At 75.2% G+C, this 14,740-nt stretch carries 10 protein-coding genes; 7 read left to right on the top strand and 3 right to left on the bottom strand.

Features of this window, described 5'->3' with window-relative positions; all coding sequences use genetic code 11:
* Positions 1 to 103: 103 nt before the first annotated feature.
* Positions 104 to 1,318, bottom strand: coding sequence for an MFS transporter (locus RIF68_RS09165; RefSeq protein WP_309050644.1), 1,215 nt, complete (start codon positions 1,316 to 1,318; stop codon positions 104 to 106).
* A gap of 91 nt (positions 1,319 to 1,409) precedes the next feature.
* On the opposite strand from RIF68_RS09165, the gene RIF68_RS09170 reads away from it, so the two are divergent.
* The 6 genes from RIF68_RS09170 (at position 1,410) to RIF68_RS09195 (ending at position 10,969) form a co-directional block, all read left to right on the top strand.
* On the top strand, positions 1,410 to 1,988 hold the full coding sequence (locus tag RIF68_RS09170) for an XRE family transcriptional regulator (RefSeq protein ID WP_309050645.1): 579 nt from the start codon (positions 1,410 to 1,412) through the stop codon (positions 1,986 to 1,988).
* Between the two features lie 419 nt (positions 1,989 to 2,407).
* Positions 2,408 to 4,507, top strand: a complete 2,100-nt coding sequence (locus RIF68_RS09175; RefSeq protein WP_309050646.1) for a phosphocholine-specific phospholipase C — start codon at positions 2,408 to 2,410, stop codon at positions 4,505 to 4,507.
* 187 nt (positions 4,508 to 4,694) lie between these two features.
* Complete coding sequence (locus RIF68_RS09180; protein WP_309050647.1) at positions 4,695 to 6,938, top strand: MMPL family transporter; 2,244 nt, start codon at positions 4,695 to 4,697, stop codon at positions 6,936 to 6,938.
* Positions 6,916 to 7,479: a GNAT family protein gene (locus tag RIF68_RS09185; RefSeq protein WP_309050648.1), complete on the top strand. Its 564-nt coding sequence runs from the start codon at positions 6,916 to 6,918 to the stop codon at positions 7,477 to 7,479. The genes RIF68_RS09180 and RIF68_RS09185 overlap by 23 nt, the downstream gene beginning before the upstream one ends.
* Positions 7,480 to 7,697: 218 nt before the next feature.
* A complete protein-coding gene (locus tag RIF68_RS09190) occupies positions 7,698 to 7,886 on the top strand; it encodes a hypothetical protein (protein ID WP_309050649.1) in 189 nt (62 codons plus the stop codon).
* 32 nt (positions 7,887 to 7,918) lie between these two features.
* On the top strand, positions 7,919 to 10,969 hold the full coding sequence (locus RIF68_RS09195; protein WP_309050653.1) for an AAA family ATPase: 3,051 nt from the start codon (positions 7,919 to 7,921) through the stop codon (positions 10,967 to 10,969).
* An 18-nt stretch (positions 10,970 to 10,987) separates the two neighbouring features.
* On the opposite strand, the gene RIF68_RS09200 is transcribed toward RIF68_RS09195, so the two are convergent.
* Positions 10,988 to 12,142, bottom strand: coding sequence for a PQQ-dependent sugar dehydrogenase (locus RIF68_RS09200; protein ID WP_309050650.1), 1,155 nt, complete (start codon positions 12,140 to 12,142; stop codon positions 10,988 to 10,990).
* A 111-nt stretch (positions 12,143 to 12,253) separates the two neighbouring features.
* Positions 12,254 to 13,255 (bottom strand): aldo/keto reductase, encoded by a 1,002-nt coding sequence (locus RIF68_RS09205; protein ID WP_309050651.1) that lies wholly within the window; start codon positions 13,253 to 13,255, stop codon positions 12,254 to 12,256.
* Between the two features lie 75 nt (positions 13,256 to 13,330).
* On the opposite strand from RIF68_RS09205, the gene RIF68_RS09210 reads away from it, so the two are divergent.
* Positions 13,331 to 14,293 carry a 2-hydroxyacid dehydrogenase gene (locus RIF68_RS09210; protein ID WP_309050652.1) on the top strand — a complete coding sequence of 321 codons (963 nt, stop codon included), beginning with the start codon at positions 13,331 to 13,333 and terminating at the stop codon, positions 14,291 to 14,293.
* The last annotated feature ends 447 nt before the right edge of the window (positions 14,294 to 14,740 follow it).

Consider the following 14,740-nt stretch of genomic DNA (forward strand, 5'->3'; position numbering starts at 1 on the left):
TCCCCGGGGTGGGGGGGGGGCCCCGGGGGGGCCGCCCCCGCCCCCCGCGGCCGGGGGGGGGGGGGCCCGGGCCGCCCGCCCGCCCCCCCACCCCCCGTTCGTGTCACCTCCGGCCGATGTGCCCGGGGCGCCGGTCGAGGAGGACGAAGGGCACGGCGGCCGCGGCGAGGCCGGCGCCGATCAGGCAGAGCGCGGTGAGCGCGGTGCCCCGCGCGAGGGCGGCGGCGGCCAGCGCGGGGGTGAGGCTGATGCCCAGCTGGAACGCCGACACCGTCGTCGCGCCCGCCAGGGTCGGCGCGTCGGCGGCGATCGTGAACACCCGCCCGTACAGGGCCGGGTTGAGGACGAACGAGGCGACGCCCAGCAGCAGGACGGTGGGCACCACCGCCCAGACGTGCCGGACGGCCGCCACCATCAGCACCGAGAGGACCACGATCCCCACCGCGCCGGCGAGGAGCGCGAGGTGCGGGCGCCGGTCGGCGACGCGTCCGCCGAGCGAGAGCCCGGCGAACGCCCCGGCCCCGAACAGCGCCAGGACCGCGGGGATCCAGACCTCCGGGAGCCGGGTCACGCCCGCGAGCAGAGCCGCCAGATAGTTGAACGTGATCATGTACGCCGCGGTGGTCAGGATCGTGACCGCGTAGACGCCCCAGAGCCGCGGCCTGCGCATCGCCGCCCACTCGCGCGCCGGGCTCCGCGTGGCCGGCCGGTCGGCCGCCGAGGCGGCGGGAATGCCGGCGAGGCAGCCGGCCGCGCCGGCGGCGGTGAGGGCCACCACGGCCCAGAACCCGCCGCGCCACTCGGTGAAGTGGCTGAGCAGCGTCCCCGCCGGACCGCCGACGACCATGGCCACGCTGAGCCCGCTGACGACGACGCCGGAGGCGCGGGCCTTGCGCTCCGGCGTCACCAGCCCGATGGCGGTCACCGACGCCACGGCGAAGAAGCCCGCGTACGCGATGCCCGCCACCACCCGGCTGACGAGCAGGACCCGGTAGTCACCCAGCAGTCCGGCGGCGATGCTCGCGGCGAAGACGGCCTGCGCCACGACCAGCGCGGTACGACGCGGCCAGCGCAGGCTCAGCACGGCGAACGGGGGGCCGCCGACCACGACGCCCAGCGCGAACCCCGTGATCAGGAACCCGGCCGAGGAGAGCGGGACACCGAGGTCCTCGGCCACCGCCGGCAGCACGCCGGCCAGCAGGAACTCGGCGGTCCCCATCGCGAACAGGCTGAAACCGAGCAGATGGACACCGGCAGGCAACCTGCCGGAGGACGGTCCCGGGGCCGTCCGGACCGTGCCGTCGGTCATCAGATCCATGCGGATCACCTCCACCGGGAGGATCACGGGATCCGGTCGATTCCGGCGAACTCCGTTGCCGTTTCCGGGACGACGCGGTTGGCTGCCCGCCATGGAACGGCAACCGAGCGTCGACGCCGTGATCGAGCAGATCGCTCCCCGGCTGCGCCGCGCCCGCGAGAAGAAGAACGTCAGCCTGGCCGAGCTGGCCCGCGCCACCGGCATCTCGACCAGCACCCTGTCCCGGCTGGAGTCGGCCCGGCGCAAGCCGAGCCTGGAGCTGCTGCTGCCGGTCACCGCCGCCCTGGGGATCCCGCTGGACGAGATCGTCGCCGCGCCCCGGGTCCTCGACCCGCGCGTGCCGCAGGAGCCCAGCCGGAAGGACGGCCGCGTCCTGATCCCGCTGTCGCGGCAGCAGGCGGAACCGCGCGCGTACAAGATGGTCGTCCCGGCGCACGACGGGGAGCCGCACCTGCGGACGCACGACGGGCACGAGTGGCTCTACGTGCTGCGGGGGCGGCTCAGGGTGCGGCTGGGCGACCAGGACTTCGTCATGGGCGCGGGTGAGGCGGCCGAGTTCGACTGCCGGATCCCGCACTGGTTCGGCGCGGCCGGACGGGGCAGCGTGGAACTGCTCAGCCTCTTCGGCAAGCAGGGCGAACGCATCCACTTCCGCACCCCGCGCCGCTGACCGCCCCGGGCGCCGCACCCCGTCGCCCGCCCGCCTGAACCCGGCGCCGGGACCCGGCCCTTCCCGGTCCCGCTCCCACCGCCCGCCCGAGCCCGGTCGAGGGGCGCGGTCCCGGGCCCCGCGAACCCACCGCCCACCGCCCGGAGCCCACCGCCCAGACCCGCCGCCCGCCGCCCGGAGCCCATCGCCCAGACCCGCCGGCCGGCCCCGGCCACGGCCCGGCGCCGGCCCCCGGTCCTTCCGGCCCCGGCCCCACCCGGCCGTGGCCGGATTCCGCTTGGACTCGTGTGCCGGGCTCTTGGACGTTCACCACCCGGCCGTCACCGGGTCTTCTCCCCGTCATCCCGGCTCACTACCGTCCCCGGCGAACCATCCAATGGCTCGAAGGCGAACCATTGGCCGTCGACTGGAGGTCGGTCGTGTCACCCGAGATGTCCCGCAGAAGGCTCCTCGCACTGGGCGGAGGCGCCCTCGGCGCCGCCACGGCAGGTTCGCTGCTTCCGCCGTCCCTTCAGGCCGCGATGGCCGCGGAGCCGCCGGCGGGCGGTCTGGCGGCCGTCCGGCACGTGGTGATCCTCATGCAGGAGAACCGTTCCTTCGACCACTACTTCGGCACCCTCCGCGGCGTCCGCGGCTTCGGCGACCGCAACGCGATCGAACTGCCTTCCGGCACCTCCGTCTTCGAGCAGCCCGCCGGGGCCGGCCGCACCGTGCTCCCCTTCCCCGTGCGGGGCGCCGCCGAGACGCAGAAGAAGGACCTCCAGTACATCGGGGACCTGGACCACTCCTGGAGCGGCGGCGCCAAGGCCTGGCGCGGGGGGTGGATGGACGGCTGGGTCCCGGCCAAGACCGCCGCCGCCATGGCGTACTACGACCGCCAGGACATCCCGCTGCACTACGAGCTCGCCGACACCTTCACCGTCTGCGACGCCTACCACTCCTCCGTCCACACCTCGACGAGCCCGAACCGCAACCACCTGTGGTCCGGCTGGACCGGGTACGAGGCCGACGGCGGCCGGGCCGTCACCAACGCCGCGTACGCCGAGGACACCCACCCCGGCTACGGCTGGTCCACCTACGCGGAGCGCCTGGAGGCCGCCGGGCGCAGCTGGAAGACGTACACCGAGTGGGAGAACTTCACCGACAACAACATCGAGTTCTTCACCCGCTTCAAGAAGATCGCCCGCAAGGCGCTCGCGCGGACCGGCGGACACACCTTCATGGAGTCCTTCTACGCCGCCGTCCGCGAGACCGCCGACCCCGCCGGGCGGGCGAGGCTCCTCGGCCTCCTGGAGGAGGGCGTGGCGACCCTCACCGACGCCGAGCGCTCCCTCTTCGAGCGGGGGCTCCGCCGCGTCGAGACCGGCACCCTCGCCGACGCCTTCCGCGCCGACGTCGCCGCCGGCACCCTCCCCGAGGTGTCCTACCTCGTCCCCTCCGCGATCGACTCCGAGCACCCCGGCTCCTCCTCGCCGGTCGCCTCCGCCACCCTCGTCCACAAGGTGCTCGACGCCCTCGGTTCGCACCCGGAGGTCTGGCGCCACACCGTCCTGCTGATCAACTACGACGAGAACGACGGCTTCTTCGACCACGTGCCGCCGCCGGTGCCGGGCGCCGACGACCCCGCCGGGGAGGCCGAGCGCTGGAAGGGCCTGCCCGTCGGCCTCGGCGTCCGCGTGCCGCTGCTCGTCGTCTCGCCCTGGTCGATCGGCGGCTACGTCTGCTCCGAGACCTTCGACCACACCTCGGTGATCCGCTTCCTGGAACGCCTCACCGGTGTCGAGGAGCCCAACATCACCCCCTGGCGCAGGAACGTCACCGGCGACCTCACCTCCGCCTTCGACTTCCGCCGGCCGCGCCGGCAGCCGCCCGTCGAGCGGCCCGGCCCGGTCCCGCCGTTCACCGGCCGCTGGCGCCCCCGGCCGCCGGCCGTCCAGTCGATGCCCGCGCAGGAGCCCGGCGTCCGGCCCGCCCGCCCCCTGCCGTACCAGCCGGACGCCTCCGCCACCGTGGCGGACGGCTCGGTGCGGATCACGCTCAGCAACCGGGGGAAGGCGAGCGCGCACCTCGCCCTCTACCCGTACGCGGGCGAGTTCGACGTCCCGCAGCACCGCGACGTCCAAGGGGCGGGGGAGTGGCGGGTCCCCGTGCCGGGGGACCGCTACCGCTTCACGATCACCGGGCCCAACGGCTTCCGCCGCGAGTTCGAGGGCCCCGCCGCCGGCGGCGCCGAGCTGACCAGCCGCGTCGACCACCACGACCGCGACCTCCACCTCACCCTGCGCGCCACCGGGGACGCCCCGGCCTCCTTCACGGTCCGGCCGCTCGGGTACGTGGACGAGGCCGACCTCGGCGACTGGACCCGCACGGTCACGGTGAAGCCCGGGAGGACCCGTACCGTCGTGCACTCCGCCGCCGACGCGCACGGCTGGTACGACCTGGAGGTCACCGGCCCGGACGGCTTCCGCCGCCGGCTCATGGGGCACATCGAGAACGGCCGTCCGAGCGTCTCCGGCTGAGCCGGCCCCTGGACGAGCGGGCGGAGGGCCGGGTCGGAAACCGGCCTTCCGCCACCCCTGTGAGGATCGACACGAAACGGGCAAATGATCTCCCCGGGCTGCGACAGTGGGCCCCACACAGGTCATGCGTTCTTCTCCACGGGCCGTTCCCGACGAAGATCCACGAACCACCCAGGGAGCACGTCCTTTGGCAGCCATCGCCCGGTGGTGCATCCGGCACCGCCTCGTCGCCGTCCTCCTGTGGCTTCTCGCCCTCGCCGGGGCCGGGACGGCGGCCGCCTTCGCGGGAAACGCGTACTCCGACGACTACGAGGTCCCCGGCACCGAGTCCGGCCGCGCCACCGCCCTGCTCGAACGGGGCTTCCAGGGCCTCGGCGGCGACACCGACACCATCGTCTGGCACACCGACCGGGGAAGCGTCCGCGCCGACGCCGTCGCGCAGCACGTGTCCGGCATGCTCGACCGCGTCGCCGCGCTCCCCGGCGTCGCGGAGGTGACCTCCCCCTACGGGCCGGACGCGGGCCCCGGCCGGATCAGCGAGGACGGGCGCACCGCGTACGCCACCGTCACCTTCCACGCCCAGGCCGACGACATCCCCCTCACCCAGGCCGAGGCCCTCGTCTCCACGGCGGAGGCCGCCCGCGCCGACGGCCTCCAGGTCGAACTCGGCGGCAGCGCCGTCGCCCTGACCGAAGCCCCCGAGGGCCACATCGCCGAAGCCGTCGGCGTCGCCGTCGCGGCCGTCGTCCTCCTCCTCGCCTTCGGCTCCCTCGCCGCCGCCGCGCTGCCCATCGCCACCGCCCTGGTCAGCGTCGGCACCGCCGCCTCCGGCATCGCGCTCCTCGGCCACGTCATGACCGTCGCCGACTTCGCCCCCATGCTCGGCATGCTCGTCGGCCTCGGCGTCGGCATCGACTACGCCCTCTTCATCGTCACCCGGCACCGCAAGGGCCTCAAACGCGGCCTGTCCGTGGCCGAGGCCGCCGAGACCGCCGTCGCCACCACCGGCCGCGCCGTCGTCTTCGCCGGGGCCACCGTCTGCATCGCCCTGCTCGGCATGCTGATCCTGCGGCTCGGATTCCTCAACGGCGTCGCCCTCGCGGCCTCCCTGACCGTCGTCCTCACCGTCGCCGCCTCCGTCACCCTGCTGCCCGCCCTCCTCTCCTTCGCCGGCCTGCGCGCCCTCTCCCGGCGCGAGCGGCGGGCCCTCGCCGAGCACGGCCCGCAGCCCGAACTCCCGACCGGCTTCGCCGCCCGCTGGTCCGCCTTCGTCGAGCGGCACCCCAAGGCCCTCGGCGCCGTCGCCCTGGTCGTCATGGGCGTCCTCGCGCTGCCCACCCTGTCGCTCCACCTCGGCACCTCCGACCAGGGCAACAACCCCGCCGCCGCCACCACGCGCAAGGCGTACGACCTGCTCGCCGAGGGCTTCGGCCCCGGCGTCAACGGGCCGCTCACCCTCGTCGCCGGGCTCGACGGCGCCGACGACCGGGTCGCCCTCGACCAGCTCCCCGCCGCCCTCACCGCCACCCGGGGGGTCGCGTCGGTCTCCCCCGTCACGTACAACGGCCCCGGCGACACCGCCGTCCTCACCGTCGTCCCCGACTCCCCGCCCCAGTCGCAGGCCACCAGCGACCTGGTCGACCGGCTCCGCCAGGACGTGCTCCCCACGGCGGAGGCCGGCACCTCCCTGGAGGTGCACGTCGGCGGCCTCACCGCCTCCTACGACGACTTCGCCGAGATCATCGTCGGCAAGCTGCCCCTCTTCGTCGGCGCCGTCGTCGCCCTCGGCTGTCTCCTCCTCCTGCTGGCCTTCCGCTCGATCGGCATCCCGCTCAAGGCCGCCGCCATGAACGTGGCCGCGGTCGCCGCGGCCTTCGGCGTCGTCGTCGCGATCTTCCAGTGGGGCTGGGGGAGCGAGGCCCTGGGCCTCGGCAGCGCCGGGCCGATCGAACCCTTCCTGCCCGTGATCATGGTCAGTGTCCTGTTCGGCCTCTCCATGGACTACCAGGTCTTCCTGGTCAGCCGGATGTACGAGGAGTGGCTGGAGACCGGTGACAACCGGCGGGCGGTCCGGGTCGGCCTCGCCGAGACCAGCCGGGTGATCAACTCCGCCGCGGTCATCATGATCGCCGTCTTCCTCGCCTTCGTCCTCTCCGGGGACCGGGTGATCGCCATGTTCGGCATCGCGCTCGCGGCGGCCGTCGCCCTCGACGCCTTCGTCCTGCGGACCCTGCTCGTCCCGGCGCTCATGCACCTCCTCGGCGGCGCCAACTGGTGGCTGCCCCGCGGGCTCGACCGCGTCCTGCCCCGGATCAGCATCGAACCCCCCGAGTGCCGGGCCGCCGACGGCGCGCGTGCGAAGATCGTCACGCAGCGCACGACGGTCCCGATCACGGAGGACAGAGACGATGTTCGCGATATCGCTGGGTGACGACGGCGCCGAACTCAGGCCCCTGGAGCCCTGGCAGGCCGAGGAGTTCCTCGCCCACATGGACCGGGGCCGCGAGTTCGTCGGACGGCACATCGTCCTCCCCGACGTGGTGCACGACCTCGACTCCGCCCGCGCCTTCCTCCGCTCGTACGCCGAGAAGGCCGCCGCCGACACCGGGCGGATCTACGGCATCTGGGCGGACGGCACCCTCGTCGGCGGCGTCCTCTTCCGCACCATGGACGTCGCGGGCGGCACCGCCGAGGCGGGCTGCTGGCTGGAGCCCTCCGCCGCGGGCCGCGGCCTCGTCACCCGCGCCTGCCGGGTCATCATCGACTGGGCCGTGGAGCAGCGCGGCATCCACCGCGTCGAGTGGCTCGCCTCCGCCGAGAACGGCGCCAGCATCGCCGTCGCCCGCCGCCTCGGCATGACGAAGGAGGGCGTCCTGCGCGAGAAGTACCCGCACCGCGGCACCCGCGCCGACACCGAGGTCTGGGCCGTCCTCGCCCCCGAGTGGCGCGCCGCGCGGACCGCGGGGGCCTGAGCCCGGAGGACGTACGCGGAGCCCGCCCCCGGTCCTCGCCCGGCGCAACCGGTTCCCGGGGCTCCCGTGGCCGCCGTCTAAGGCATCCCCGGGCCGCGTCTAAGACCCCCGGCGCCCGCCGGATACGGCACTCTCCCGATGTGCCGGTACCCCCTGGGACACGACAGTGGAGGCGTCGCCCCGAGCGACACCACCACCTCAGGAACCAGGGAGTGCCCGTGTACGCCTACGAAATGCACCGCGTCCACCACGCCGAGCTCGTCCGGGAGGCCGCCGCCCGGCGGCTGGCCCACGAGGCCGGCGCCGCGCGCCGGGGCCGCCGCCTCTTCGGCCGGCGGTCCGGCGGCCCCCGGCCCGCAGGGAGGGTGAGCGACGGTGACCGCGACCGCTTCGCCCGGGCCGCGTGACCCGCACGAGTGAGGCGGCGGGAGGCTGTGCGATGCTCGGCGCCGTGGAGACCAGGTCCGTCAGCCCCGTCTTCGTCGGACGCGCCGGCGAACTCACCGCCCTCACCGAGGCGCTCTCCCGCGCGACCGCGGGAGAGCCCCAGGCGCTGCTCGTCGCCGGTGAGGCGGGCGTCGGCAAGACCCGCCTCATCGAGGAGTTCCTGGCCGAGGCCTGCGAGCGGGGCGCGGTCGTCGCGGTCGGCGGCTGCGTCGAACTCGGCGCCGACGGCCTCCCCTTCGCCCCGTTCTCCACCGCCCTGCGCTCGCTCCGCCGTCTGCTCCCCGACGAACTCACCGCCGCCGCCGACGGCCAGGAAGGTGAACTCGCGCGCCTGCTGCCCGAACTCGGCGACCCCGGCGGCCACGACCCCTCCGACGAGGACTCCACCGCCCGCCTCTTCGAACTGACCGTACGGCTCCTGGAACGGCTCGCCACCGACCGCACCCTGGTCCTCGTCCTGGAGGACCTCCACTGGGCCGACGCCTCCACCCGGCACCTGCTCACCTACCTCCTGCGCACCCTCCGCCGCGGCCGGGTCGTCGTCGTCGCCAGCTACCGCGCCGACGACATCCACCGCCGCCACCCGCTGCGCCCCCTCCTCGCCGAACTCGACCGGCTCCGCACCCTCCGCCGCATCGAACTCGCCCGCTTCACCCGTGCCGAGGTGCACCGCCAGCTCACCGGCATCCTCGCCGCCGATCCCGACCCCGCCCTCGTCGACGAGGTCTTCGCCCGCTCCGACGGCAACGCCTTCTTCGTCGAGGAACTCGTCGTCTCCCACACCTCCGGCTGCGCCGCGGGACAGCTCAGCGACTCCCTGCGCGACCTCCTGCTCGTCCGCGTCGAAATGCTCCCCGAGGACGCCCAGCGGGTCGTCAGGATCGTCGCCGAGGGCGGTTCCACCGTCGAGCACGGGCTGATCGCCGCCGTCGCCCGGCTCACCGAGGACGAACTCATCGAGGCCCTGCGGGCCGCCGTCGGCGCCAACATCCTCCAGCCCGTCCCCGACGGTGACGGCTACCGCTTTCGCCACTCCCTCGTCCGCGAGGCCGTCAGCGACGACCTGCTGCCCGGGGAGCGCTCCCGTCTCAACCGCCGTTACGCCGAAGCCCTGGAGGCCGACCCCGCGCTCGTCCGCGCCGACGAGAGGGCCACCCGTCTCGCCACGTACTGGTACCACGCCCACGATCCGGCCAAGGCTCTCCCCGCCGTCCTCCGGGCCGCCGTCGAGACCCGCAAGCGCCACGCGTACGCCGAACAGCTCCGGCTCCTCGAACGCGCCATGGAACTCTGGGACGAGGTCCCCGACGACGTCCGCCGCTCCCTGCGGCCCGTGGACCGCGCGGACGCCTACCCTCCCCTCGTCTTCCACGCCGCCGCACCCGACGGCGATCTCGCCACCACCCCCCTGTGCCACGTCGACCTGTTCGCCGAGGCCGCCGTCGCCGCCCGGCTCAGCGGACAACGCGAACGCGCCCTCAAGATCGGCCGGACCGCCCTGCGCCTCCTCGACAGCGCGGACGAGCCGGACCCCCTGCGCGCGGCCTGGTTCTGGACCGAGCGGGCCCGCCTGCAGTCCAACCTCGGCCGCGGCGACGGCGCCGAGGAGATCGCCCGTGCCCAGCGCCTCGTCAAGGGCCTGCCGCCCTCCGCCGTGCACGCCGTCGTCCTCGTCGCCGCAGCCGGCTGGGGCATGCTCCGGGCCCCCGGTCCCGAGGCCCTCGCCGCCGCCGAACAGGCCGTCGAGTACGCCCGGCTCGTCCGGGCCGAGGCCATCGAACTGAGCGCCCGCCTCACCCTCGCCACCATCCGGGTCGCCGCCGGCGACCGCGAGGCCGGGCTGGCCGAGATGGAGGAGGTCCGGGCGCGCACCACCCGGCTGGGCCACTTCCAGGAGGCCGCCCGCGCCCACATCAACATCAGCTCCGCCCTGGAGTCCCTCGGCCGCTCCCGCGAGGCCGTCGAACACGCCGAGGCGGGCATCGAACTCGCCCGCGCACGTGGCCTCGTCGACAGCGCCGCCTGGATCCGCGGCAACAAGGCCGAGTCCCTTTTCTCCCTGGGCCGCTGGGACGAGGCCCGCGCCGAGTCGGAACTCCTCCTCTCCTCCGCCGGCAGCTCCAAGCCCCGGGGCTCCGCCTTCCTCCGGCTCGCGCAGATCGCCGCCGCCCGTGGCGAGGCCCCCACCGCCGCCGCCCGGCTCGCCGAGGCTCGCGCCGTCTTCGGCACCCGCGACCCCATCCCGCAGTACACCCTGCGGGTGGCCCAGGTCGCGATCGCCGTCGCCGCCGCCGAGGCGCGCCTCGCCGACGTACGCGCCGAACTCGCCGCCGCGGCCGACGCGGGCTTCCCGCCCGGCACCCACCGCTACGGCTGGCCGCTCGTCCTCACCGCCGTCGTCGCCGAGGCCGACAGCCGGGGTCTGCCCGCCGCCGAGGAGGGACGCGCGGAGGCGCTCGCCACCGTCCGCCGCTGCGTCCGGGCCCTCGCCACCCCCGCACCCGTCTGGGCGGCCTACGCGCAACGGGTCTCCGAGGAACTCGCCCGCGCCGAGGGCCGCGAATCCGCCGCCCGCTGGGCCGAGGTCGTCGCCGCCTTCACCCCCCTCGAACGCCCTCACCAGCTCGCCCGCTCCCGCCACCGCCTCGCCGACGCCCTGCTCGCCGAGGGGGGCCGCCGCGAGGAGGCCGCCGCCCTGCTGCGGGAGGCCCACGCCACCGCCGTGACGCTCGGCGCCCGCCCGTTCCGCGAGGAGATCGACCTCCTCGCCGCCCGGGCCCGCCTCTCCCTGGCCCCCGAGCGGCGGCCCCCGGCCCCGGCCGGGGCCGGCGAGGACGCCTTCGGCCTCACCCCCCGCGAGCGGGACGTCCTGCGCCTGGTCGCCGCCGGACGCACCAACCGGCAGATCGCCGGGGAACTCTTCATCTCACCGAAGACGGCCGGCGTCCACGTCTCCCACATCCTCGCCAAGCTCGGCGTCGGCGGCCGGGGCGAGGCCGCCGCCCTGGCCCACCGGCTCCGCCTCCTCGACGGCCGCCCCTGACACCCCGGCCGCCGGCCCTCAACCGACCTCCAGACGAAGGATCCTGTCGTCACCCGGCTCCGGCGTGCCCCGGGTGTCGGTCTCGCTGGTGACCAGCCACAGCCGGCCGTCACCGCCGGCGAGCACCGTCCGCAGCCGCCCGTACTCGCCCGACAGGAACGCCCGCGGCTCGCCGGGGGCTCCCGCCCCCGCCACCGGGACCCGCCACAGCCGCTCGCCCCGCAGCCCCGCCATCCAGACCGCGCCCCGCGCGAACGCGATCCCGCTCGGCGAGGCCTCCGCCGTCGGCCACTGGGCGACCGGATCGGTGAATCCCGGCCGCCCGGCCCGTCCCTCCACCTCGGGCCAGCCGTAGTTCCGCCCCGCCTCGATCCGGTTCAGCTCGTCGTACGTGTTCTGCCCGAACTCCGCCGCCCACAGCCGGCCCGCGTCGTCCCAGGCCAGACCTTGCACATTCCGGTGCCCGTAGGAATAGACCACCGAGCCCGCGAACGGGTTGCCGGGCGCGGGCTTCCCCTCCGGCGTCATCCGCAGGATCTTCCCGCCCAGCGAGTCCCGGTCCTGCGCGAGCCCCGTCTCGCCCGTCTCACCCGTCCCCGCGTACAGCATCCCGTCCGGCCCGAACGCGATCCGCCCGCCGTTGTGCACCACGCCCTTGGGAATGCCGGTCAGCACCGGCTCGGGCGCGCCGAGACGGTCCCCGGCCCCGCCCCCGTACCGCATGCGCACGATGCGGTTGTCCGGGGCCGCCGTCAGATACGCGTACACCCAGCCGTCCCGCACCGCGAGCCCCATGAGCCCGCCCTCACCGCCCGGGACGACGCCCGGCACCTCACCGAGCACCCTCTTCGCGCCCGTCCGGGCGTCGACCCGCGTCACGGTCCGCTCGTCGCGCGAGGAGACCAGCAGATCCCCGCCGGGGAGCGCGGCGAGCCCCCACGGCGATGCCAGCCCCCCGGTGAGCGTGCCCGTGACCGCCACCCGGCCCGGGGCGCCCGGCGGCGAACCGGAGGGCGCGGGGGAGGAACCGGAGGCGGACACGGAGGCCGAGGCGGCCGGCGGGGACGGCGGCGCCGTGCCGGTCCCCGCGTCCTCACCTCCCGAGGAGCAGCCCGCCACCAGGACGAGGGCGACGGCACCCCAGAGGGCCTTCACAACAGCAGGACGGCTCATGGCGCGGTCCCCTTCGACGAGTCGGGCGGCATCCCTGCACCCTTGATACACCGCTCGTCCCCGACCGGTCCCGACCACCGGGGCGCGCCGCCGTCCGGGCCCGCGTCCCGCTCAGTCCCAGGAGCCCCGGGGCGGCGGCAGCGCGTCGATCTCCGCCAGGTCCCGGGCCGTCAGCCGCAGTTCGGCCGCCCCGGCGTTCTCCACCGCCCACCGCTCCCGCTTGGTCCCCGGCACCGGCACCACGTGCGGTCCCTGGCCCAGCACCCACGCCAGGGCCACCTGCGCCGGCGTGACGCCGTCCCCGTGCCGCGCGGCCACCCGCCGCAACCCGGCCACCAGAGGCTGGTTCGCCGCCATCATCTCGGCGGTGAACCGGGGATGGCGGGCCCGCGGGTCGTCCGGCTCGAAGCCGCCGCCCGGCGTCAGCGTCCCGGTCAGGAAGCCGCTCCCCAGCGGCATCGCCGCGAGGAGGCCGACGCCCCGCGCCCGGCACCACGGCAGCAGCCGCTCCAGCGCCTCCGGGGACCACACCGACAGTTCCGCCTCCACGGCCGCCACCGGGAAGACCTGCTGCACCCGCTCCAGCTGCCGGATCGTTCCCTCGTACGGATCCGCCGTCCCGCCGCGCCGCGCCGGCCGCGCGCCGACCGCGCACAGGCCCAGGGCCCGCACCTTGCCCGCCGCCACCAGCTCGGCCATGGCGCCCCACGTCTCCTCGACGGGCACCTCCGGATCCGCCCGGTGCAGCTGGTAGAGGTCGATCACATCGGTCTGCAGCCGCCGCAGCGACGCGTCGCAGGCCCGGCGCACGTACCCCGGACGGCCGTTGGCCACCACATGCTGGTCACCGACCAGCAGACCGCACTTCGTCGACACGAAGGCGTCCGCCCGCCGCTCCTTCAACACCCGACCCACCAGTAGCTCGTTGGTGAACGGGCCGTACATGTCGGCGGTGTCGAGCAGGGACACCCCGGCGTCGAGCGCCGCGTGCACGGCCCGCAACGAGCGGTCCCCCCGCTGCTGCGACCGGCTGTACCCCCAGCTCATCGGCATGCACCCCAGGCCGACCGCCCCCACGTCGAGCGCCGTCGCCCCGATAGTCCTGCGCTCCACCTGCCGGTACCCCTCCCTGTGCCGCCCCCCAAAGTAACCAATGCGGTACGGGATTCTTCGCATAGCCTCCCGGTCATGACATGCGAACCGAACACCGCCGACGTGTGGCTGCCGATACCCGCGGACGAGATCGACGGGCTCCCCGGGCCGGGGGAGTCGGGACTGCGCTACCGCTTCTGGGACGGCGGACCCGACTTCCCGGCCGACCCGGCGCACTGCGCCTTCTACGTCGTCCCCTACATGAAGGGTTCGGAGATCGCCGTCCGGCCGCTGGCCGCGATGACCTCCCTCCGGGCGGTGCAGACGCTCTCCGCGGGCATCGACCACGTCACCCCCGGTCTCGGCTCGCTGCCGCCCGGTGTCTCCCTGTGCAACGCCAAGGGCGTCCACGAGGCCAGCACGGCCGAGCTCACCCTCGCCCTGATCCTCGCCTCCCTGCGCGGCATCCCCGGCTTCGTCCGCGGCCAGGACGCCGAGGAGTGGCGGGCCGGTTTCTATCCGGCGCTCGCCGACAAGTCGGTCCTCGTCGTCGGGTACGGGTCGATCGGGGCGGCCATCGAGGACCGGCTCGCGCCGTTCGAATGCGCCCGGGTGGTGCGCGTCGCGCGCTCGGCGCGCACCACGGCGCGCGGGCCGGTGCACCCGTTCACGGAACTGCCCGCGCTGCTGCCCGGCGCCGATGTGGTCGTGCTCTCCACTCCGCTCACGCCGGAGACCCGGCACCTGGTGGACGCGGACTTCCTCTCCCGGATGAAGGACGGCGCGCTGTTGGTCAACGTGGCCCGCGGCCCGGTCGTGGACACGTCCGCCCTGCTCAAGGAGGTGGAGACGGGGCGGATCACGGCCGCGCTCGATGTCACCGACCCCGAGCCGCTGCCGGCCGGGCACCCCCTGTGGCACGCGCCGGGGGTCCTGATCAGTCCCCATGTGGGCGGTTCCACTTCGGCGTTCATGCCGCGCGCCAAGCGGTTGATCGCCGGGCAGCTGCGGCGGTTCGCGGCGGGGGAGGGCCTGGAGAACGTCCTGCTGACCACCTGAGGTCCGGCGTGGCCCCCGTCCTGCCTGTTCGGGGCCTTGCGCGCCCCCGGCGCGCGCCCCTCGCAAGCCCCCAGTCAGTCACGCAGAGTGCTCTTGCCCTGTCCCTGAGTGACGGTCCTGGTGTATCGTCCCGGAAAGGGGGACTGCGTCGAGTACGAGCTGACGCCGGGGAGCGACGTGACGGGACATCAGATTCCGAGGGGGGCGACGGGTGACGTACGGCCGAGGGACCGACGGTCCGGCGCGGCGACGCCGCAGCCTGCGACCCTTCCACCACGCGCTGCCGGGCTCGCGCCCGCCGTGCCGGACCAGCCCGCCTCCCACCCCGGGGAACTCCTCCCCGGGACGCCGCCCTTCGCCGCCGGTCCCGCCACCGGCACCGCGGCTCCCGTTCTCCCGCCCGCCGGACCGACCGCCGGCGCGGCCCCTGGGGCAGACCCCGGGCGA

Source organism: Streptomyces sp., from assembly GCF_031178505.1.
Lineage (GTDB): Bacteria > Actinomycetota > Actinomycetes > Streptomycetales > Streptomycetaceae > Streptomyces > Streptomyces gulbargensis.